Source organism: Devosia sp. Micro-HW1 (assembly GCF_056341075.1).
In genome coordinates this window covers 2,830,872-2,851,527 of the sequence record NZ_CP094375.1, presented here as the reverse complement: position 1 = coordinate 2,851,527, position 20,656 = coordinate 2,830,872, and the positions used below count along the sequence as shown (strand labels likewise).

Genomic DNA, 20,656 nt, shown 5'->3' with positions numbered 1-20,656 from the left:
TTATTCCGGCATGCGCCCCACCTCGCCCATCATGCCGCGCTGCCGCAGCGACGCTCGCCACAGTTTCTTGCGGGCTTCGGGCAGTTCGAGATGGCGATAGCGCCCGCCGGAAAATTTTGGCCAATCCAGCGCGACGCCCGCGCGCACCATTTCCGCAGCGAGATCACGCCCATCGGGCAGGAAACACTGCGCCACCAGCCGGTCATAGGACAGTTCCGGCTTGATCTGCGCGGTCACCACCTGCCCCTTGCACAGCTTGACCAGCGCCCATTTCGCCTGCTGCCCATAGGGGTGATCGAGTTCAGGCGCATCGATGCCGGCCAGGCGAATATGGGTCTTGCCGATGACAATGGTGTCGCCATCGATCACCCAGCAGGTGCCACGGAGCAGGGTTTCGACGGGCGGGATACTGGCCTGCACCGTCCGCGTCACCACGACCCGCATTTCTCGCGGCAGTTGCGGCGACGGCGGGGGCGACGCCAGTCGCGGTGCCGACCGGGATTGCGGCGAAAACAGTGCCCTCAGGATGCGCAATAGCCCCATGCCGTCCCCCTGTCCCGCCCCGTGCAGCAGAGGACCAGAGTGGCGCAGATCGCACGCGCGTAAAAGAGCCTCTTGCTCCCGTGGTTGCAGGAGCGTTTCATGGCGATCATCGCTCACGGGGAGGAGAGCCATGTACATCAAGACCGTCTCACCATCGCAGGCCACGGGCCAGACGGCCGAAATCTATGCAGCCGAGATTGCATCCATGGGCCGGGTCATGGAGGCGACCGAGTGCTGGTCGGCGCGTCCCGACATGCTGGTGCCGGTAGAATCCCTGCTCCACCAGATGCGGGACAATTTTTCCCTCGGACTGCTCAACTTCCGGCTCATCACCTTCGTCGCGGCCCAATATGTCCCGTCGAGCTATTGCTCGCATGTCTATTTCAAGGCGCTCTCCGGCATGATCGGCCGCGAGCAGGCGCTGGCAGTCCAGCGCGACTATCGCGCGGCCGGACTCAGTGCGCAGCAGGTTGAAATGCTGGCCTATGCCGAGCAGATCACCCGCGACGCCTCCCGCATCGACCAGGGCCATATCGATCGACTGCGCGAAGTGGGCTTCAGCGATCTCAATATTGCCGACATCGCCCTGGCGGCCTCTTTCCGCAATTTCCTCAGCCGCTATTTCGACGCCGTGGGCGCCAGGGCGGAGCCGGATTTCCTCGACCCCGATCCAGCCATACGCGACAGCCTTGCCGTTGGCAGCCGCTGACCCTGGCGTACGGGCCTCTGCAATCCCGCGCAATTTGTCGCCTGCGCAAAAGGCCAGGAGCGCGCGATCCAGGTTCGCGACCAAAAACAAAAAAGCGGGTCCTTCGACCCGCTTCTTCAATTCCAGAAATCCGGCTTGTAGCCCGATTGCTCTTGCCTGGCCCGATTACTTGGGCGCCAGGACCATGACCATCTGCCGGCCTTCCGAGCGCGGCTGGCTTTCGACCTTGGCGATGGCTTCGGTCTGTTCCTTGACCTTGATCAGCAGCTGCATGCCCAGATCCTGGTGTGCCATTTCGCGGCCACGGAAGCGCATGGTCACCTTGACCCGGTCACCGTCGTCGAGGAACCGTTGCACAGCCTTCATCTTGGTCTCGTAATCATGCGTGTCGATATTCGGACGCATCTGGACTTCCTTGACCTCGATCACCTTCTGCTTCTTGCGCGTCTCGGCCGCCTTCTTCTGGGCGGCGTACTTGTAGCGCCCCAGATCGAGCATCTTGGCGACAGGCGGCTGCGAATTGGCAGCGATCAGGACGAGGTCGAGCCCCTGCTCCTGCGCTTCGGCCAGGGCATCGCGGGTGCGAACAATGCCGCGGTTTTCACCCTCGGCATCGATAAGCTGGACGTCGGGGCTGGTGATATCCTCGTTGGCAAGCGGCCCATCTTTCTGGGGCGCAACGGGTCTCATGGGACGGCGAATGGCAAGCTTTCCTTGTGCTGATGATGCCAGGGGGTGAATTTGGCCCTAAAATCGTGGTAGCGGCTCAATAAGTCAACTGCCGGAACCACCGAAATTCGGCATGTTGCGCCCGGGCTACGCACCCCTGCTCTCACCTAGAAAGACTTCGCTCGCCTCATGGGTTCCATCCACTCCTCCTTCCTCTCCGTCGGCCAGGGCGAAGACGCGCGACCCATTGCCATGGAACAGCGTCCCGGCGATGCCCCGGGCCTCTTCTGGCTCAATGGCTTCCGCTCGGTGATGAGCGGCGCCAAGGCCCTGTGCCTCGATGCCCTGGGCGCCGAAAAGGGCCTTGAAGTCACCCGCTTCGACTATTCCGGCCATGGGCTGTCCGGCGGTGATTTCGATAGCGGGACGATCAGCCGCTGGCTCGAGGAGGCCGAGGCGGTCTTTGCCCATACTCATGGAGCGCAGATCGTCTGCGGTTCGTCCATGGGCGGATGGCTGGCCCTCCTGCTGGCCCGGCGGCAACTGGCCAGGGGCCGTCCGCTTCGGGGACTCGTCCTTATTGCCCCGGCCACCGACGCGACGACCCGCATTGCTGCCCGCATGACCCCCGACCAGCAGCGCGACCTCGAAACCAAGGGCTATTACGAGCGGGCAAGCGCCTATGGTGACGGGCTCTACCGCTATACGCGCCGTCTCATCGAAGACGGGGCACATCACCTGCTCTTCGGCTCGGTCATCGAAACCGGCTGCCCGGTGCATATCCTCCAGGGTGGCCAGGACCCGGACGTGCAACCCGAACACGCCCAGAAGCTGCTCACCCATATCCTCCACGATCCGGTGACCTATACGCTGATCCCCGACGGCGACCACAGGTTGAGCCGAGAAGAGGATCTTGCGCGGTTGCGGGACGCGGTGCTGGGGATGATGTGAGTTCCCATACTTCACCCAACCCTCATTCCCTCCCCATCAAGGGGAGGGGAGCGCAAGCCTCAATCGCCAGTGTCCATCGTCTCCCTTGTGGGGAGGGACCAAGGGTGGGGGTCAGCGCCGCGGTGCAGCGGCAACAGGACCCGCAGCGCCAATGTGACACAGGCTTACCGCGTCTCGAGGCGGGTTTTCTGGGCGCCCTCGGCATCGAAATTGTCCGGTGCCAGCCAGCGTTCATATTCGGCGCGCAACGCTGGCCATTCGCCATCTACCATCGAGAACCAGGCGGTGTCGCGGCTTTCGCCCTTGAGGATCATGTCCTGCCGGAACACGCCCTCGTGGCGGAAGCCGAAGCGCGTCGCCGCCGCCTTGGATGGCTCATTGCGGTCATTGCATTTCCATTCGAAGCGCCGATAGCCCAGATCGTCGAAGGCATGGCGGGCGAAGAGGTAGAGCGCTTCGGTCGCCATGCGCGTGCGCGCCATGGGCAGGCCCCAATAGACCCCGCCGATTTCGATCGAGCCATGCTCGGGGCGAATGCGCATCCAGCCCTGCTGTCCCAGCGCGCGGTCGCTGGCCCTCTCGATGATGGCCACATAGCGGGTGTCGCTGCTCCAGTCATTGGACGCGGCACGCGCCTCCATCTCGGCCAGCGTCTCGGGCGCGGTGCTGAACAGCCAGCGATAGCGCTCGGCGCCGCCCGCCATGGCCGACACCGCAAAGAGATCGGCGGCGTGTTTTGCCGACAGCGGTTCGAGCCGCACATACCGGCCCTCCAGCACGACCGGTTGCGGGGTGAATTTGGCAGGCTGGGGAGTCATCGTTCGCTTTCGAGAATCTGTGCAAGGCCGGCGCGGTAGTCGGGATAGAGCAGCTCGATGCCGAGCGCCGCCTTGATCGCCCGGTTCGAGACGCGCTTGTTGTCGCGATAGAAACTGCGCTGCATCGGCGTCATCTCGGCGGTTTCATAGGGAAGGTCCTCCGGCACCGGCAGGCCGATCATCTGTGCTGCATATTCGATGACATCCTGGGGCGGGGCCGGCGCGTCATCGGCCAGGTTGAAGGTGCCATCGAGCCTTGCTTCGGCCGCCAGCGCCGTCACCCGTGCAATATCCTCGACATGGATGCGGTTGAAGACCTGACCCGGCTTGATCACCCGCCTGGCCGTGCCCTCGCGCAGCTTGTCGAAGGTCGACCGACCCGGCCCGTAGATGCCGGCGAGCCGCAGGATCGTCAGCGGCAGGCCGCGCGCGGCGGCAAAATCACGCCATTCCTGTTCGGCCAGCACCCGCCGGTCAGAGCGCATGTTGCGCGGCACCAGCGGCGCGCTTTCGTCGATCCAGTCGCCGCCGAAATCGCCATAGACCCCGACCGTCGAATAGTAGCAGAGCCATTCGAGCTGCGGCGCCGTCGCCAGCACATCGCGGAAATGGCGCAGCGCCGGATCGCCATTTTCATCGGGCGCAATGGACTGGATGACATGCGTTGTCGTCCGGAGCGCCTCAGCCACCGCATCCGATTTCGCACTTCCATCGAAAAGCAGCGTCTCGAGTGAACAGCCTGCCAACAAATTGGCCTTCTCGACGCTGCGGACGCTGCCTCCGATCCGGACCGACGGATCGCGCTGCCGGAGTGCCCTGGCGCTGGCCTGTGACGAAAACCCCAGCCCGAAAAAGAACGCCTGCATCATACCGCCCCAACCCATTCGTCGCGCACCGAGCTATCGCTTTCCCGCGCCAGTCTGTCCAGCCGCATGGCTTCGGCCCGGTCAGGATCGAGCCGCCGCAGGGCCCAGATGGCGGCGCCGCGCACCACGGGCTCGGGATCATCGAGCCGTTCGAGCACGGACGGCACCAGGTCCTGGTCGCCGGAATTGCCAATGCCGATCAAGACATTGCGCAGGAAGCGCGCGACGCCGATGCGCTTGACCGGCGAGCCGGCAAAGAGCGCTCGGAAGCTGTCGTCGTCCATTTGCACAAGGTCCGCCAGGGCCGGCCGCTCCTGTTCCGGGCGGCTTCGGAGCTTGGCCTCGCGGCTGACATTGGCAAACTTGTTCCATGGACAGACTGCCAGACAATCGTCACAGCCATAGATGCGGTTGGCCATTGGCCGACGGAATTCGCGCGGAATTTGTCCTTTATGTTCAACGGAATAATAGGCCAGGCACTTGCGGGCATCGAGCTGGAACGGCGCAGGGAATGCATTGGTGGGGCAGATATCAAGGCATTTCGTGCAGGACCCGCAGCTTTCCGCATGCGGTTCGTCCACCGGCAGTTCGGCCGATGTCAGGATGGCGCCCAGAAACAGCCAGGAGCCGAAATCGCGGCTGACGAGCACCGAATGCTTGCCCTGCCAGCCGAGGCCCGCCGCTTCGGCCAGCGGCTTTTCCATCAGCGGCGCGGTATCGACGAACACCTTTACGTCGGCGCCCGAGCGCCGGGCCAGCAGCCCGGCCAACTCCTTGAGGCGTCCCTTGATGATGTCGTGATAGTCGCGATTGCGGGCATAGGCTGAGATATTGCCGACGGTTTTTTCCGCGAGCAGCGCCATCGGGTCGGTGGCAGGTCCATAATTGACCCCTAGCAGGATCACCGACCGCGCGCCGTCCCACAGCTTTTGTGGATCGCCCCGCCGTTCCTCGGTCTCGGCCATCCACTCCATGTCGGCATGCCAGCCTTCGGTCAGGGCATGGGCCAGCTTTTCCGGCAGGTCCGGCCGCGCATCGGCGCGCGTAATGCCAAAGGCGTCAAAGCCCAGCGCTTGGGCGCGGGCCTTGAGTTCGGCAACAAGCTTTTCGGCGTCATGGTGGACCATGGCCCGCAGATAGGCCTAAAAATCGAGGTCCGCATAGCCCTTGGAGGGCGGCATGGCGGTGACGCGATCGTTGAGGAGGGTCCGGAAGGCGGGGCGGGACTTGATGCGGGAATACCAGTCGCGGGTTTCCAGGGGCACCTTGGCCCAATCGATATCGCCCATATAGTCGAGGGTCGAGACATGGGCGGCCAGGGCGAAATCAGCGAGGCTCATCTCCTCGCCACCGACCCAGTTCCGGCTCGCCAGCAGGTAATTGAAGTAGAGCAGGTGCTCGACGAAATTGGCCTTGGCCGCGCGCAGCACCGAGGGTTCCGGCGTAGCGCCGCGCTGGTCACGCTTGGCGATCTTTTCCTCGATCAGGTAGCGGGTCACCTCGTCATTGAGCTTGACCAGGGCCCATTCCACCAGGCGCCACATCTCCGCCCGCGCCATCGGATCGGCCGGGATCAGCCCACCCACGGCATCGGGTGTGTAGAGATCTTCCACGGCATGGACCGTCGCCAGCATGCCCACCACGGCCTGCTCGGTATCGGTGAAGAGAATGGGCAGGGTTGCGGCGGGATTGATCTCGAGAAATGCCTCCTCGCGCAGCCAGGGCTTGATCTCCTCAAGGTCGAGCGGCACCCCGTATTCGGCGCACATCAGCCGGACGAGGCGCGAGGCTGGATCGAGGGGATGGTGCACGAGGCTGGGCATGAACTGACGCTCTGAAATGTTGCGGATTTGCCTTGCCTGCACCTGCCTTGGCGCTCTGGGCGAACACGGCTAAGAGTGCCAGGCAAAGGGCGACCCAATGAAAACGAGTTAGGGGATCAAATGAACGCCGATCAAGGTCTTTTTGTGCCGCTGGTCCTGGGAATTCTCGAAGGCCTTACCGAATTCCTTCCGGTCAGCTCCACCGGGCACCTGCTGCTGGCAGGCCACTTCTTCGGACTCGAACAGCCCGCTACCTTTATCGTCCTCATCCAGCTCGGCGCCATCCTGGCCGTCGTCACCGTCTATTTTGCCAAGATCGGCATGCTGATCCGCGACGCCTTCACCGGCAAGGCCTATGCTTGGCAGTTCGCGCTCTCGGTCATTCTCGCCTGCCTGCCGGCGGTGGTTGCCGGCGTGCTGCTGCGCGAATTCATCCAGGGCGCGCTCTGGGAGTCAGCGACGCTGATCTGCATCAGCCTGCTTGTGGGCGGCATTATCCTGCTGATTGTCGACCGATTGCCGCTCAAGCCCCAATATGACGACATCTACCATTTCCCCTGGAGCCTGGCGCTGATCATTGGCCTGTTCCAGATGATCTCGCTGATCCCGGGCGTGTCACGGTCCGGCTCAACCGTGGTCGGGGGCATGCTGTTTGGCGCCTCTAAGCGGGCCGCCGCAGAGTTCACCTTCTTCATCGCCTTGCCGATCATGGTGGGCGCCTTCGGCTACGATCTCTACAAGAGCCGCGACCTGATCGACGCGTCCATTGCGCTGGATGTCGCCATCGGCTTCGCCGCGGCCTTCGTCGTGGCCGCGCTGGTGGTGCGTTACCTGCTCGATTTCGTCTCCCGCTATGGCTTTGCGCCTTTCGCCTGGTGGCGCATCCTGGTGGGTGGTGCGGGCCTGATCGCCATATTTGCATTCGGCTTCTAGACAAAAAAGCCCCGGCATGCCGGGGCTTTTTCTTGCCAATCAGGCCCTTGTCAGGCCGGGTCCTTGCCCCGATAGGTCGAGGGGAAGGTAAAGAAATTGCCCGGGATTTCCACGTCCTTCTGCACATCGTAGAGCGACATGGTCAGTTCCGAGCCATTGGGCTCGACCAGCGTCCACTGCGACAGGTCCTTGGTCTCGGTGTCGAAAATCATCGACACCTGAACCGTGCCGGCCACGGTATTGTCGACGACAGTGATGCTGACATAGCCATCGGTGGTGGTGATATCGACCACATTGGCATTGAGCAGATTGATCTGTTCACCCAGGAACTGCCTGAGCGGGATCGAGTCCTGCGGATAGGCGTAATAGGTCTCTTCGCGGCGATCGATGACATAGAAGCCGCGCCCGACCGAGACGATTTCCTCGCGGCTGGGCGGCGCATAACGGAAGGCAATCTTGTTGGGACGCTCGAGGAAGAACGTGCCCTCCTGCCGTCCGCCACCGCTGTCAATCTGGAGGAAGCGCCCGACCATGGTGCGGATGGCCGTATTGTGCGCATTGATGTCGTTGATGAGCTGCTGCTCCTCGGGGGTGAGGGCGCGGCTCTGCGCCAGCGCCGGCAGCGCGGGCGAAAGGGCGGCGGCAAGTCCGAGCAACAATGCGGTGCGGCGAATCATCGGTACAAGTTCCTCGCGGGTCTTTTGTTTCAACCTAACCTAGCCAGCAATTGCGGCAACAGCGGGAAAGTTCCATTGTCGCTAGCGAAGTCGTTACCGTAGGCGGGGGCCTTTGGACAATGCGCTGCGGACTTGTCATTTTGGGTCTGTCTCTGATGTCACTGCCGGCATTTGCCGCCTTGCCGCCACACTATCAGCGCCAAAATGAACTCATCGCCATCATCGCTCATGTGGTCGAGGAATTCGGCATCAGCCGCCCGATTGAGTCCATTCTCATGAAGGGCGAGGACTTCTACGAGGTGAGAGGCGGCGACTGCCGGGTGGAGGTCATGATCGTCGATATGCCACCGGCCGCAGACGCCGAGCCAACCAGCGGGCCGCGCCAGTTCGGGGTGGAGTCGGGTCCGCTGGTGTGCAAGCCGTAAGGCCTGGGTGCCGCGCCGCCCGCCACGGATGTTCACGTTTTCGGGCGCTGATCACATTCGCGGAACGGGGCCGGGTGCACACCGTTGGCCCAGCATGACCGGACAATAAGGTCCGGCCCTCTAGGAGGAGTTTCGTCATGCAAGACCGCGACAACCAGAGAGACCTCGACCAGAATAAGACTGACCAGCAGTTTGACCGCAACCGCCAGGGTAACCAGGGCGGCGAGCAATCGGGTCAGAACCAGCAGGGTCAGCAGGGCGGCCAGCAAAACCGCCAGAACGACCAGAAGTCCGACGACATGAATCGTCAGGGCGGCATGGGCGGCCAACAGTCCGACCAGCAGAACCGTCAGGGCGAGCAGTTCCGCCAGGGTCAGCAGGACGATGAGTTTAGCGACAACCAGCAGAACGACCAGCGCCCCAGCCAGAACAACGACAATCAATATCGCTGATCGACACCTTGCCTTGGGCGGCAGCGGGATTGCCCGCATGCCGCCTCAGGCGATTGGGGAACCCAGACAATGCGCCTAGATCTGCACGATCTGCTGCCCCTGTGGCAGCGCAAATTCCCTGACCGCGTCAACCAGCCCGTAGTCGACGGCCCTGGCCGGCGGGATGTAGATTTCACTATGCCGGCGGGCCAGCAGAATATCGGCGGGAATCCGGCTCCGCTCACGCAGGATGTTGTCCGTACGATCATCGTCCGCCAGTGCCGCATCCAGCGTTGATTGCAGCCGCCGCGCCGTCAGGCCATCGGACTGTCCCATCGTGGTGGGATGGATCATGAACATCGCATGGGTCGAACAATAGCGCTGCTGCGCCGCCAGGAACACCGAGACCGCAATCGATCCTACCGAGCCAGTATTGTAGATAACCAGTTCGAGGGGCAGCGCGCGGATATGGTTGTAGAGATAGACCCCATCCGCGACATAGCCGCCGTTCGAACTGAACGCGAGATGGACGGTGCCCACCCCGCCATTGACCGCCGTGTTCAGCGCCCCCGCCAGGCGTCCGACCCCATTGGGCTCAATCGGGCCGGTAAATCCGAAATAGGCAATCTTGCTGTCAGCCATGCGTATCTCCCTCAGGAGCAAACGAGCGTCCCGCGAAATGGATGCGCGACAACGTGAGGGTGCGTGACACACCCTGTGACACTCCAAACATACCCCATTACCGATCTCCCCTAGGGCCTGCCCCGAGGGCCAGTTGCCACACAAGCTGACCATGTGCCGGTGGCGAGGGGTCCTCGGGTCAAGCCCGAGAACGGCACCACGTCAGGAACTCCGCCAGACTTATCCCCGCTCCCAAAATCTCCCCCATAATCCTCCCATCAGCCGGATGGAGATGGGGTTGCAACGATCAACCGTCCGGCGACAGTCGGGGCATCCTGAATCGTTACGGGGTGCGGGTCCGGGGATGGGTCGGGGCAGCAATGCCTCCCCTAGTGAAACCCTTCGCCCTGTCCCGAAGGGCCAATCGCTCCAGTGGAGCGATTGGAAGGAAGAAGGCCAATGCGAGCTATGCTCGCTTGGCTCATCGGCCGGAAATCCCGATGCTCCGAGGCGCCCCGCGTCTCATTACTTATTCACTCAAGGGACGAAGGGCGTCTCGGGGCTCCATCATCCTGTGCAACCGCGGTGCCTCCGGGCCGGGCGGCGCGTACCCATGCCCGATGCATGCCGGACAAAAGCAACGCCGCCGGCACCAGGATGGCACCGGCGGCGAATGGCAGGAAGGCAAGCCCGCGTGGAAGGCTCAGTAGCCGTCAGCGTTATTACCAACGAGGATTTCGCGCTTGCCGGCATGGTTGGCGGGACTGATCACCCCTTCGCGCTCCATGCGCTCGATCAGGGTCGCGGCCTTGTTGTAGCCGACGCCCAGGCGGCGCTGGATATAGGAGGTCGAGGCCTTCTTGTCGGACAGGACGATGTGGACAGCCTTGTCGTAGAGCTCGTCGCCCGTACCGCCGCCGGTGTCGCCCATGGCGTCGGCGGAGATTTCCCCGTCCTCGTCGTCCTCGGTGATGTTGTCGAGATAGTCAGGCGAGCCCTGGCTCTTGAGATGATTGACCACCGCTTCCACCTCGGCGTCCGAAACAAAGGCGCCATGCAGGCGCTTGGTGCGCCCGCCCGAGGCCATGTAGAGCATGTCGCCATTGCCCAGGAGCTGTTCGGCGCCCTGCTCGCCCAGGATGGTGCGCGAGTCGATCTTGCTCGTCACCATGAAGGAAATGCGGGTAGGGAAGTTGGCCTTGATCGTGCCGGTGATGACGTCGACGGACGGGCGCTGGGTTGCGGTGACGATATGGATGCCGGCGGCGCGGGCCATCTGGGCGAGGCGCTGGATGGCGCCTTCGATATCCTTGCCGGCCACCATCATCAGGTCGGCCATTTCGTCGACGATGACCACGATATAGGGAAGCGGCGCGAGATCGAACTCTTCGCTCTCATAGATGGCCTCGCCGGTTTCACGGTCGAAGCCGGTCTGCACGGTGCGGCTGATGGTGCGGCCTTCCTTGGCTGCTTCCGAGACGCGCTGGTTGAAGCCGTCGATGTTTCTGACACCGATCTTGCTCATCTTGCGATAGCGGTCTTCCATCTCGCGCACCGCCCATTTGAGCGCCACGACCGCCTTTTGCGGGTCGGTGACGACGGGCGTCAGCAGGTGCGGAATACCGTCATAGATCGACAGTTCGAGCATTTTCGGGTCGATCATGATCATGCGGCACTGCTCCGGCGTCATCTGGTAGAGCAGCGAGAGAATGAAGGTGTTTATACCCACCGACTTGCCCGAGCCGGTGGTGCCGGCGATGAGCAGATGCGGCATGCGCGCGAGATCGGCGATAACCGGCTCGCCGCCAATGGTTTTGCCCAGGCAGATCGGCAGCTTGCCCTTCATCTTCTCGAAATCGGAGCTCGCCAGCATTTCGCGGAAGTAAACGGTTTCGCGGTTCTGATTGGGCAGTTCGATACCGATGGCATTGCGGCCTGGCACCACGGCGACACGGGCCGAGATGGCACTCATGGAACGGGCAATATCGTCGGCCAGCGAAATGACGCGCGATGACTTGATGCCGGGGGCCGGCTCGAGTTCGAACAGGGTCACCACCGGGCCGGGGCGGACATTGATGATGTCACCCTTGACGCCAAAATCACCCAGAACCGCCTCAAGCTGGCGCGCCATTTCCTCGAGCCGCTCGGGCGCATGCTCGGGGGACGGGCCACCGCGACGCGGTTCGGCCAGAAGGCTCAGCTCGGGCAGTTCAAAGCCATGCGGTTCGTCGAGCAGCGAGCCCTGGGCCTCGCGGAAGACGCGCTGGCCCTGGGCAGGACGGGGCGCGGGCGCAGTGACGCGCGGCGCGGCCGGATCGACCGGATGAAAGCGCGAGTCGCCCCGCTGGGTGCGGGCAGGAGCCGGCGCGTCGGGCACGAAGGGTATGGCATCGTCTTCCGGCTCGTCGGGATAGTCGATGACCGTGTCGTCATAGTCTGGCTGTGCCTTGATGCGGGCCGTCGGCTCGAAACTGGGCTCGACGAATGCGGCGGGGGCATGGATGCGCCGCTGCGGCGCGGCAGCAACGGCCGGCTCCCGGTCGACGACGACTTCGGGGGTACGGCGGCCGCTCATCGACGGCTCCGTATCGTGGTCAAAGCCGACATCGTCTTCGGCGGCACGCCGGGCGGCATGCTCGGCCTTGGCACGGCGGAAGGCGGTGCGCATCGAATAGCCCATATGGACGACGGCACCCATGGCCACTTCGACGATCGGATTGGGCTCCCGATCATCGGCCTCGGCGGCCGACTTGCGCGCGGCGGAAGCCTTTTGCGGCTTGGACGGAATGGAGGTCCCGAGACCCATGGCGATCCAGAACAGCGCCAAAGCCGGCGCCGCCAGGATGATGGCAAACAGGGTCGAGGTGATGGCCTGCGGCTCGCTGCCGGCGATCATGCCAGCCAGATTGGCAAACAGCATGCCGCAAAGACCGCCCAGCCCGGTCGGCAGGGGCCAGCTTTCGGGCATGGCGACGAACGAGAAGACGCCGGCAAACAGCACGACCGCACCCAGCCACGAGACGAGCCGCAGGCCGGGACGGGTGACGATGTGGCGGCGGGCCATGGCCCAACCCCAAAGGGCCAGCGGCACGACCATGACGAGGCCTGCAAGGCCCAGGAACTGGAAGGTCAGGTCGGCGATGACAGCGCCCGGGAAACCCAGCCAGTTGGCCGCGGTCTTGCCGGTGGCCAGCGACAACGACGGATCATCGACCGACCAGGATGCCAGGGAGAGCAACAGGACGGCGCAGAGACCCAGAATCAGCAGCCCCGCCACGCGCAGCGGAATGCGGATGGCAATCGCTGGCGGCGGCACCGGGGCGCTGGCCGAACGCGTGGAAACGCGCGGCGCACGGGCTGGCAGGGTGCGGACTTCGTCGAGAGTTGGGACGGGATGGCTGGGCATGGACACGCATTACTCGTTGTCGGCCCGCAAACCATCAGCGTGGGCCGTAATGCCTGCATGCTAACGGTGTGTGGTTAATCGCGTGCTAACCATCAAAACTTCGCCGGGCACCGACTGGCCCGGGAGTGCGGCTCATGTTGTTTGCGAGTGGGAAGCCTCTGTGGCGGGCCAGAGAGGACACGAGCCGCACGCCCTGGCCAGCCCCGCGGGGCAGCACATGGATGGCACATGCATCCGGGGCACGGGAATTGGGCGGCCCGAAGGCCGCCCAACCAGCCTAGTTGTAGGCGCGTTCGCCGTGGGTGGAGACGTCGAGGCCGTCGCTTTCGGCGGCTTCGGACACCTTTGCGCCACCAAACAGCGCCTTGACGATCAGCATGGCGACGAGAGCCACGACACCCGACCAGACGATGGCGATGACCACACCGGTGAGCTGGATCATGAACTGGCCACCGATCGAATAGGCAGCCGCGTCACCCAGCGGGTAACCGCCAAAGCCCGGAGCGGCCACAATGGCGGTGCCGAGGGCGCCGACAATACCGCCAACGCCGTGGATGCCGAACACGTCGAGGCTGTCGTCATACTTGAGCAGCGGCTTGAGATTGACCACAGCCCAGAGGCAGACCACGCCGGCGACGGCGCCGAGCACGATGGCGCCACCGACACCGGCAAAGCCGGCGGCCGGGGTAATGGCGACGAGACCGGCAACGGCACCGGATACCGCACCCAGAGCCGAAGCATGACCACGGGTTATCCTTTCGCCCAGCGCCCAGGCCAGGGCACCGGCGGCCGGAGCTAGGACGGTGTTGATCAGGGCAACGGCCGTGAGGGCATTGGCTTCGAGGTTGGAGCCGGCATTGAACCCGAACCAGCCGAACCACAGCAGGCCGGCGCCGATATAAGTCAGGACCAGGTTATGGGGCGGGATCGGTTCCTTCATGTAGTTGGAACGCGCGCCGAGCACCAGGGCAGCCACGAGAGCGGCGACACCAGAATTGATGTGAACCACCGTGCCGCCGGCAAAGTCATAGGCGCCCATGCCGAAGAGCAGGCCAGGGCCCGACCAGACCATGTGGGCCATGGGGATGTAGGAGAAGGTGAACCAGATGGCCAGGAACGCCATCAGCGCGCCAAACTTCATACGCTCGGCAATGCCGCCGACGATGAGGGTCGAGGTGATGCAGGCAAAGGTCAGCTGGAAGACGACGAAGACCATTTCGGGCAGCTCGAAGCCTGCCGAGAAGGTTGCCGCGCGGCTGTCGAGCGTGACGCCCGAGAGGAAGAACTTCGAGAAGTCGCCGATAAAGGCCGAGAGCCCCCCTTCAGTCGGGCCGGCGAAGGCCAGCGAATAGCCATAGGCCACCCACAGAATGGCAATCATCGAGAAGCCGAGGAAGACCTGGGTCAGAACGCTCAGTACGTTCTTGGCGCGGACGAGGCCGCCATAGAACAGGGCGAGGCCCGGTATGGTCATGACAATGACGACCATGGTCGAGACTAGCATCCAGGCGACGTCGCCCTTGTCGACGACGGCAGCGGCTTCTTCGACCACCTCGGCGGCTGCAGCAACGCCGGCTGCGGCGTCCTGTGCCAGGGCCGGCAGAGCCATGAATAGGGAGGCCAGCGTCGCACCCCCAAGAACTTTTGACATTTTCATTGTTGTTGTCTCCGGAAATGGGATGCGGGTCACAGCGCCGAAGCGCCGGTCTCACCGGTGCGAATGCGGGTCACGGCCAACAGGTCGAGCACGAAGATCTTGCCGTCGCCAATGCGGCCGGTTTGGGCTGCGTCGCGGATGACGGTGCTCACCTGATCGGCCAGGCCATCATCGACCGCGATCTCGACCTTTAGCTTGGGCAGGAAATGCACCGCGTATTCAGTGCCGCGATAGATTTCCGAGTGACCTTTCTGCCGGCCGTAGCCCTTGACCTCGGTGACGGTCATACCGTGCACATCGAGCGAGTTGAGCGCCTGCCGGACCTCTTCGAGCCGTGACGGCTTGATAATGGCAACCACCAGTTTCATCTGACCCCCTTTGACGCCCTGTCGGCGCGTTGGAACGGTCAATGCACACTCAAGCTGCATGCCAAATAGGCTGCTGCGAAATTTCGCAGCATTTACAATTGTTTAATTGTCTGCCGCGCAAAGCGACTCGGAATTGGGCAGAAACCTGCCCAAAAACTGCGCATAATCTAGCGACGACGCTCAAATCATGTGCAACCTGGCAGGGGTGTGCAGTCCGCGCGTTTGCGAGTGGGAAGCCTCTGTGGCGGGCCAAGAGGGACGCGGGCTGCACGCCGCTGACAGGCGGCGGGCGGCCGGACCCCTGAGGGCCCGACCGCCGCGAGGCGCTACTTGAACTCGGGATAGGCTTCGATGCCGATTTCGGCCTTGTCGAGACCCAGATCTTCGTCCTCGGCGCTGGGGCGCAGACCCATGGCGGCCTTGAGGATGAACCAGACCGCAAAGCTGACCACGAAGGTAAAGGCACCCACGATCAGGATCGAGATCAGCTGACCGCCGAGATTGGCGTCGCCATTGGTAAAGACCACGGCGATGGTGCCCCAGATGCCGGCGAAGAGGTGAACCGGAATGGCGCCAACCACGTCGTCGATCTTGAGCCTGTCGAGCAGCGGAACCGCGAAGACCACGATCACGCCACCGACGGCACCGATCAGCGAGGCCGTGCCCAGACCCGGGGTCAGCGGTTCGGCCGTAACCGAGACGAGGCCGGCCAGCGCGCCATTGATGACAAAGGTCAGGTCGAACTTCTTGTAGAGGATACCCGAGAGGATAAGGGCAGCCAGGGCACCGCCGACGGCGCCGGCATTGGTGTTGGCCATGATGCGGCCGACATCGGAAATGTCACCGACCGAACCCATGGCCAGCTGGGAGGCACCATTGAAGCCGAACCAGCCGAACCACAGGACGAACATGCCCAGCGTGGCCAGCGGCATGTTCGAGCCCGGCATGGCATTGACCGAACCGTCGGCATTGTACTTGCCACGGCGCGCGCCGAGCAGGATGGCACCAGCGAGAGCGGCCCAGCCGCCTACCGAGTGCACGACGGTTGAACCGGCAAAGTCGAGGAAGCCAAACTGGCTGTCGAGGAAGCCGCCACCCCACTTCCAGGAGGCCTGGATGGGGTAGATGAAACCGGTCAGCACGACGGTGAAGAGGAGGAAGGGCACCAGCTTGATGCGTTCAGCCAGCGTGCCCGAAACGATCGAGGCGGCGGTGGCGCAGAACATCACCTGGAAGAAAAAGTCGGCGCTGGTAGCGGCATAGGAAAGGTCAGCGACCTCGCCGGCACCGACGCCAACGGCTTCGAGAATGGCAATGCTGAAGGCGCCGAGATATCCCCCGGTTTCGTCAGCCCCAATCGACCAGGCACCGAGCGGATACATCAGGTTATAGCCGATGACATAGTACATGAGGCAGGCGATGGCGAAGAGCGCGATGTTCTTCAAAAGCTGCATCGAGGTATTCTTGGAGCGCACCATGCCGGCCTCGACCATGGCGAAACCCGGCGCCATGAAGAAGACCAGGATGCCGCCCAGGAGCATCAGCAGCGAATTGAGGATGAACACCACGTCGGCAGACACGCCTTCGCTGACGGCGGCAGCGGCCTCGACAGCTTCAGCGGGAGCGGTTGCGTCCTGACCGAAGGCCGGAAGGGCGAACAGGAGCGATGCCAGCGCAACGCTGCCCGCGACCTTTAGGGGAGTCTTGAACCCTGTCATTATCTTTCTTCTCCTGAAATCGGGACTCAGAGCGCCGAGGCGCCGGTTTCACCGGTGCGGATGCGGGTGACTGCGAGCAGGTCGAGCACGAAGATCTTGCCGTCGCCGATGCGGCCGGTCTGAGCGGCGTCGCGGATGGCTGCACTCACCTGGTCGGCAATGGCGTCGTCGACGGCGATCTCAACCTTGAGCTTGGGCAGGAAATGCACGGCATATTCGGTGCCGCGATAGATCTCGGAATGACCCTTCTGCCGGCCATAGCCCTTGACCTCGGTCACGGTCATGCCGTGCACGTCGAGGGAATTGAGCGCCTGGCGCACCTCCTCGAGCCGCGATGGTTTGATGATTGCAACCACCAGTTTCATGCTTGCCCCTTTCTGCCTTGGGTGTTCGATGCCTAATAGGACTCAAGAGCCGTGCCAAACTCGCGAAACGGACAGGAAAACCTGTGAATTCAACCCTCTAGCATCTTCGGCTGGAGCAGCATCCTTTGTGGCAAGGCTGTGGCATCTCGCAAATTGCCTACTGTTTGATCATTGATATGGCTCATTATCATTATTGATACTTTTTTATGCACACCGCCGCGGCAATGACGCACTTGCCTCGCGCGGGGCGCGGACGGACAATGCGGACAAGGAGATAGCCATGCCCAAAGCCCATGCAGAGCAGCACGATGTGATCATTGTCGGGGGTGGCCCTGTCGGCCTGACGCTGGCGCTCGCGCTCAGCCAGTCCGCCCCGGGCATCCGCGTGGCGCTGGTCGACCGCCGACCACTGAGCGTGCCGCGGGACAACCGCGCTTCGGCCATTGCCGCCGGGGTGCGACGGATTTTCGAAGCGCTTGGCGTGTGGGCGCCCATGGCCGCGCAGAGCCAGGCCATAGCAGCCATGAACATCACCGATTCGGGCCATGGCGACCTGGCCCGGCCGCTCTTCCTGCGCTTTGACGGCGACGTTTCGCCCGGCGAACCCTTTGCCCATATGGTGCCGAACCAGGCCAGCGGGGCGGCCCTGATGGCCGCCGTCGGGGACAGGATCGCCGTCATCGCCCCTGCCGAAATCACGGGCTGGTCGGCGGATGAGACCTTTGGCCAGCTTACGCTGGCGGATGGGAAGGTGCTGAAGGCCCCCCTGATCGTTGCGGCTGATGGTGCGCAGTCGAGCCTGCGCCAGCGGGCCGGCATTGATACCTTCGGCCATGACTATGGCCAGACGGGCCTGGTCGCGACCATTGCCCATGACCTGCCCCATGAGGGCGTCGCCTACGAGCATTTCCGCCCCGCCGGCCCCTTTGCCAGCCTGCCCCTGCCCGGCAACCGTTCTTCGCTGGTCTGGACCGAAACCGCCGCAGCGGCGCCGCGTTTTCTCGCCATGCCGGCGGAAGAACTGGCGCTCGAGATCGAGGCGGTGATGGGGTCGACGCTCGGGCGGGTAACGCTCGAAGACAAGCTGATGGGCTTTCCGCTACGCCTGCAGCTGGCCAAGAGTTTTGTTGGCCCGCGCCTGGCGCTGATCGGCGATGCCGCCCATGTGGTGCACCCGATTGCCGGGCAAGGCCTCAATCTGGGCCTCAAGGATGTGGCGGCACTGGCCGAGGTCGTGGTGGACGCCATGCGCCTGGGCCTCGACCACGGCGCCGCCGACGTGCTTGCGCGCTACCAGAGCTGGCGCCGCCTCGACACCGCCTCCATGGCCATGGTGACCGACGGGATGAACCGGCTCTTCTCCAATGACGTGGCGCCGGTCCGCGCCCTCCGGGATTTCGGCCTTGGTCTCGTCGATCGGGCCGGCCCGATCAAATCCACCCTGATCCGTGCCGCCTCCGGCGTGGGCGGCGGGGCTCCAAAACTCCTCAGCGGCATGCCGATCTGAAGACAATAAGCGGGCGGCGCCCGACGGGGATAAATCCGCTAGCGCTGATGGCGCTGGATTTCCTCGGGATCGAGATTGCGCGCCTCATCGAGGCTCAAGAGCGGCACGCCCTTGCGGATGGGAAAGGCCAGACGCGCCGCCACCGAGATCAGCTCGGATGTGTCGGCGGACAGGATGAGGCGGGTCTTGGTCAGCGGACAGACCAGCATTTCAAGGGTCTGGGGCGCCACGACATGGCGCGGATCGGGTTGCGCCTCCACCATCAGTTGAGCGGAGCCGCGCCGTCCGAACCACCGCGCGCCATTTCGTATTCGGTCATGGCGATCAGCGTCTCGGCGCGCGCTTCCAGCGTGGGGGCTTCGAGCAGGACCTGCTTTTCGGCGGCCCCATAGGGGGACACCATGCAGCAAAAGTTGACCAGGTCCGCAGTGCCGGTCGATTCGATCTCTTCCCAGTTGAGTTCGAAATTGGCGAATTCGGCATAGTCACGCATCATCTTGACGAAGCGGGCGCGATCCACCTCGTCTTCGCCGTGATTGCGCGAAAAATCCGCCTCGTAGCCCTCGGCCGAGATGACGCATTGGCGATAGGGCGTCAGCACGGTCAGTTCGTGCATCAGGCGGAAGCGGGTCACCCCTTCGAGGATGATGAAATAGCGCCCGTCGCCGCTTTCCTCGAAATGGGTAAGGCGCCCCAGGCACCCCACCTTCTGCAGCGGCGCACGACCCTTGGGGCTTTCCTCGCTGGTGTCTTCGGGCTGGATCAGCCCGATCAGCCGGTCACCGCGCAGGGCGGCATCGACCATTTCGATATAGCGCGGCTCGAAGACGTTGAGCGGTCGATGCGAAAACGGCAGCAGCAATGCCCCGCTCAGCGGGAATACCGGAACGGATTTGGGCAGCTCGGCGGGGCTCGTCGGACGCTTGGGCATCAATCGTCCTTAGGAGAAGAGCACGGCCGAAAGCAGGCGCCGGCCCTTGATCGTGGCCGGATCCTTGGGACCCCAGGCCTCGAAGAATTCCAGCAGCTTCTTGCGGGCCGCAGCCTCGTTCCAGTCGCGGTCGCGCTTGAAGCTGGCGACCAGCGCCTCGGCCGCCTCGATCCGCTTGCCCTCGGCATTGAGCACAACGGCCAGGTCAATGCGGGCCTGATGATTGTCCTGATCGGCGGCAATGGCCGCTTCCAGCGTCGCCGCTTCCGAGAGGCCTGCAGCTTCGCCCTTGAGGCGGATGGCATTGGCCAGGGCCAGATAGGCGTCACCCTTGCGCTGGTCCTCGGGGACCATGTCGAGTGTAGCGGTGGCCTGCTCGGTTTCTCCGGCCGCCATATAGACGCCGGCAAGCCCGATCAGGGCTTCGGCATTGTCGGGGACATGCTGGAGGATCTGGCCATAGATCTGGGCGGCCTGGCCCAGTTCACCGGCAGCCTCGGCTTGCCTGGCAATATCGAGGGCATCGGCGATCTGGGCCTCGAGCGAATCGGCCTGGGGCGCCGCGGCCGGGGCACCGGAAATGACCTTCTCGGCAAAGCGGCGCACTTCACCCTCGGGCATGGCGCCCATGAAGCCATCGACCGGGCGGCCGCCGGCAAAGGCGAAGACAGCCGGAATCGACTGCACGCCAAGCTGGCCGGCAATGTGGGGGTGCTCGTCAATGTTGATCTTGACCAGCTTGATGGCGCCCGCCTTCTCGGTCACGACCTTTTCAATCGCCGGGCCCAGCTGGCGGCAGGGACCGCACCAGGGCGCCCAGAAATCCACCAGGACCGGAACCTCGAGCGAGGCGTCGATCACGTCGGCCTTGAAGGCGGCATCGCTGCCATCACGGATCAGATCTGCGGGAGCCGGGGAGGCGCTGGGCGCGCCATCGAAGGACAAGGTCATGATTTTCAACTCTTCAAGGGCAGAAAAAACGCAGTATTGGCGGTCTTTTTGCGCCCGGTGATGGGGCTGTGGCAACCCCTCTTTCCACAGGCTTGATGGAAGATGACACTTCCGCGAAAAAACCGGGTTGCATTCGGATCGGCGATTGGGCATATAGCGCCCGTCGCCGCACTTACAAGTGCCGGTGGCGTGGAGCGCGGGTGTAGCTCAGGGGTAGAGCATAACCTTGCCAAGGTTAGGGTCGTGGGTTCGAATCCCATCGCCCGCTCCAATTACCAAGGTGTCGC

22 protein-coding genes and 1 tRNA gene are annotated in these 20,656 nt (G+C 63.6%); 7 read left to right on the top strand and 16 right to left on the bottom strand.

Features of this window, described 5'->3' with window-relative positions:
• A complete protein-coding gene (locus MQW79_RS13700; protein WP_476585022.1) occupies positions 1-543 on the bottom strand; it encodes a thermonuclease family protein in 543 nt (180 codons plus the stop codon).
• Positions 544-673: 130 nt separating this feature from the next.
• Here MQW79_RS13700 and MQW79_RS13695 point away from each other — a divergent pair, with 130 nt between their 5' ends.
• Positions 674-1,252 (top strand): carboxymuconolactone decarboxylase family protein, encoded by a 579-nt coding sequence (locus MQW79_RS13695; RefSeq protein ID WP_476585021.1) that lies wholly within the window; start codon positions 674-676, stop codon positions 1,250-1,252.
• A gap of 165 nt (positions 1,253-1,417) precedes the next feature.
• On the opposite strand, the gene infC is transcribed toward MQW79_RS13695, so the two are convergent.
• Positions 1,418-1,954, bottom strand: a complete 537-nt coding sequence (infC, locus tag MQW79_RS13690) for a translation initiation factor IF-3 (protein ID WP_476588240.1) — start codon at positions 1,952-1,954, stop codon at positions 1,418-1,420.
• Positions 1,955-2,110: 156 nt separating this feature from the next.
• Between infC and MQW79_RS13685 the strand changes: the two genes are divergently transcribed.
• Complete coding sequence (locus tag MQW79_RS13685) at positions 2,111-2,872, top strand: alpha/beta hydrolase (RefSeq protein ID WP_476585020.1); 762 nt, start codon at positions 2,111-2,113, stop codon at positions 2,870-2,872.
• A 164-nt stretch (positions 2,873-3,036) separates the two neighbouring features.
• On the opposite strand, the gene MQW79_RS13680 is transcribed toward MQW79_RS13685, so the two are convergent.
• From MQW79_RS13680 to MQW79_RS13665, 4 genes are read right to left on the bottom strand one after another with little or no spacing between them, the layout of a single operon-like run.
• Entirely contained in the window at positions 3,037-3,690 is a 654-nt protein-coding gene (locus MQW79_RS13680; RefSeq protein WP_476585019.1) for a GNAT family N-acetyltransferase, read from the bottom strand.
• On the bottom strand, positions 3,687-4,556 hold the full coding sequence (locus MQW79_RS13675) for an SDR family oxidoreductase (RefSeq protein ID WP_476588239.1): 870 nt from the start codon (positions 4,554-4,556) through the stop codon (positions 3,687-3,689). The genes MQW79_RS13680 and MQW79_RS13675 overlap by 4 nt, the downstream gene beginning before the upstream one ends.
• Complete coding sequence (gene queG / locus MQW79_RS13670) at positions 4,556-5,683, bottom strand: tRNA epoxyqueuosine(34) reductase QueG (RefSeq protein WP_476585018.1); 1,128 nt, start codon at positions 5,681-5,683, stop codon at positions 4,556-4,558. The genes MQW79_RS13675 and queG overlap by 1 nt, the downstream gene beginning before the upstream one ends.
• A gap of 15 nt (positions 5,684-5,698) precedes the next feature.
• Complete coding sequence (locus MQW79_RS13665; protein ID WP_476585017.1) at positions 5,699-6,379, bottom strand: glutathione S-transferase family protein; 681 nt, start codon at positions 6,377-6,379, stop codon at positions 5,699-5,701.
• Positions 6,380-6,499: 120 nt separating this feature from the next.
• On the opposite strand from MQW79_RS13665, the gene MQW79_RS13660 reads away from it, so the two are divergent.
• Positions 6,500-7,312, top strand: coding sequence for an undecaprenyl-diphosphate phosphatase (locus tag MQW79_RS13660; RefSeq protein WP_476585016.1), 813 nt, complete (start codon positions 6,500-6,502; stop codon positions 7,310-7,312).
• A gap of 50 nt (positions 7,313-7,362) precedes the next feature.
• Here the strand turns inward: MQW79_RS13660 and MQW79_RS13655 are convergent, their stop codons facing one another.
• The gene (locus MQW79_RS13655) at positions 7,363-7,989 is read right to left on the bottom strand and encodes a LolA family protein (protein WP_476585015.1); all 627 of its coding nucleotides are present in this window, start codon (positions 7,987-7,989) and stop codon (positions 7,363-7,365) included.
• A 155-nt stretch (positions 7,990-8,144) separates the two neighbouring features.
• Here MQW79_RS13655 and MQW79_RS13650 point away from each other — a divergent pair, with 155 nt between their 5' ends.
• Both MQW79_RS13650 and MQW79_RS13645 read left to right on the top strand, forming a co-directional pair.
• A complete protein-coding gene (locus tag MQW79_RS13650) occupies positions 8,145-8,414 on the top strand; it encodes a hypothetical protein (protein WP_476585014.1) in 270 nt (89 codons plus the stop codon).
• Positions 8,415-8,551: 137 nt separating this feature from the next.
• Positions 8,552-8,866, top strand: a complete 315-nt coding sequence (locus MQW79_RS13645; RefSeq protein ID WP_476585013.1) for a hypothetical protein — start codon at positions 8,552-8,554, stop codon at positions 8,864-8,866.
• 75 nt (positions 8,867-8,941) lie between these two features.
• Here MQW79_RS13645 and MQW79_RS13640 read toward each other — a convergent pair whose 3' ends face one another.
• From MQW79_RS13640 to MQW79_RS13615, 6 genes are all read right to left on the bottom strand, one after another.
• Complete coding sequence (locus MQW79_RS13640; RefSeq protein WP_476585012.1) at positions 8,942-9,487, bottom strand: ATP-dependent Clp protease proteolytic subunit; 546 nt, start codon at positions 9,485-9,487, stop codon at positions 8,942-8,944.
• A 682-nt stretch (positions 9,488-10,169) separates the two neighbouring features.
• Positions 10,170-12,872: a DNA translocase FtsK gene (locus MQW79_RS13635; RefSeq protein WP_476588238.1), complete on the bottom strand. Its 2,703-nt coding sequence runs from the start codon at positions 12,870-12,872 to the stop codon at positions 10,170-10,172.
• Positions 12,873-13,149: 277 nt separating this feature from the next.
• Positions 13,150-14,529: an ammonium transporter gene (locus MQW79_RS13630; RefSeq protein ID WP_476585011.1), complete on the bottom strand. Its 1,380-nt coding sequence runs from the start codon at positions 14,527-14,529 to the stop codon at positions 13,150-13,152.
• A gap of 29 nt (positions 14,530-14,558) precedes the next feature.
• A complete protein-coding gene (locus MQW79_RS13625) occupies positions 14,559-14,897 on the bottom strand; it encodes a P-II family nitrogen regulator (protein ID WP_476585010.1) in 339 nt (112 codons plus the stop codon).
• Between the two features lie 326 nt (positions 14,898-15,223).
• Positions 15,224-16,615 (bottom strand): ammonium transporter family protein, encoded by a 1,392-nt coding sequence (locus MQW79_RS13620; RefSeq protein WP_476585009.1) that lies wholly within the window; start codon positions 16,613-16,615, stop codon positions 15,224-15,226.
• Between the two features lie 26 nt (positions 16,616-16,641).
• Positions 16,642-16,980, bottom strand: coding sequence for a P-II family nitrogen regulator (locus MQW79_RS13615; RefSeq protein WP_476585008.1), 339 nt, complete (start codon positions 16,978-16,980; stop codon positions 16,642-16,644).
• A 280-nt stretch (positions 16,981-17,260) separates the two neighbouring features.
• Between MQW79_RS13615 and MQW79_RS13610 the strand changes: the two genes are divergently transcribed.
• Positions 17,261-18,487: an FAD-dependent oxidoreductase gene (locus MQW79_RS13610; protein ID WP_476585007.1), complete on the top strand. Its 1,227-nt coding sequence runs from the start codon at positions 17,261-17,263 to the stop codon at positions 18,485-18,487.
• Between the two features lie 38 nt (positions 18,488-18,525).
• Here MQW79_RS13610 and MQW79_RS13605 read toward each other — a convergent pair whose 3' ends face one another.
• Genes MQW79_RS13605 through MQW79_RS13595 form a run of 3 tightly spaced genes read right to left on the bottom strand, consistent with a single transcriptional unit; the run spans position 18,526 to position 20,369 of the window.
• Positions 18,526-18,750: a Trm112 family protein gene (locus MQW79_RS13605; RefSeq protein WP_476585006.1), complete on the bottom strand. Its 225-nt coding sequence runs from the start codon at positions 18,748-18,750 to the stop codon at positions 18,526-18,528.
• Positions 18,750-19,418, bottom strand: a complete 669-nt coding sequence (locus tag MQW79_RS13600) for an LON peptidase substrate-binding domain-containing protein (protein ID WP_476585005.1) — start codon at positions 19,416-19,418, stop codon at positions 18,750-18,752. The genes MQW79_RS13605 and MQW79_RS13600 overlap by 1 nt, the downstream gene beginning before the upstream one ends.
• A 9-nt stretch (positions 19,419-19,427) precedes the next feature.
• Positions 19,428-20,369: a tetratricopeptide repeat protein gene (locus tag MQW79_RS13595; RefSeq protein WP_476585004.1), complete on the bottom strand. Its 942-nt coding sequence runs from the start codon at positions 20,367-20,369 to the stop codon at positions 19,428-19,430.
• Between the two features lie 196 nt (positions 20,370-20,565).
• Between MQW79_RS13595 and MQW79_RS13590 the strand changes: the two genes are divergently transcribed.
• Positions 20,566-20,640 (top strand) — tRNA-Gly (locus MQW79_RS13590).
• The last annotated feature ends 16 nt before the right edge of the window (positions 20,641-20,656 follow it).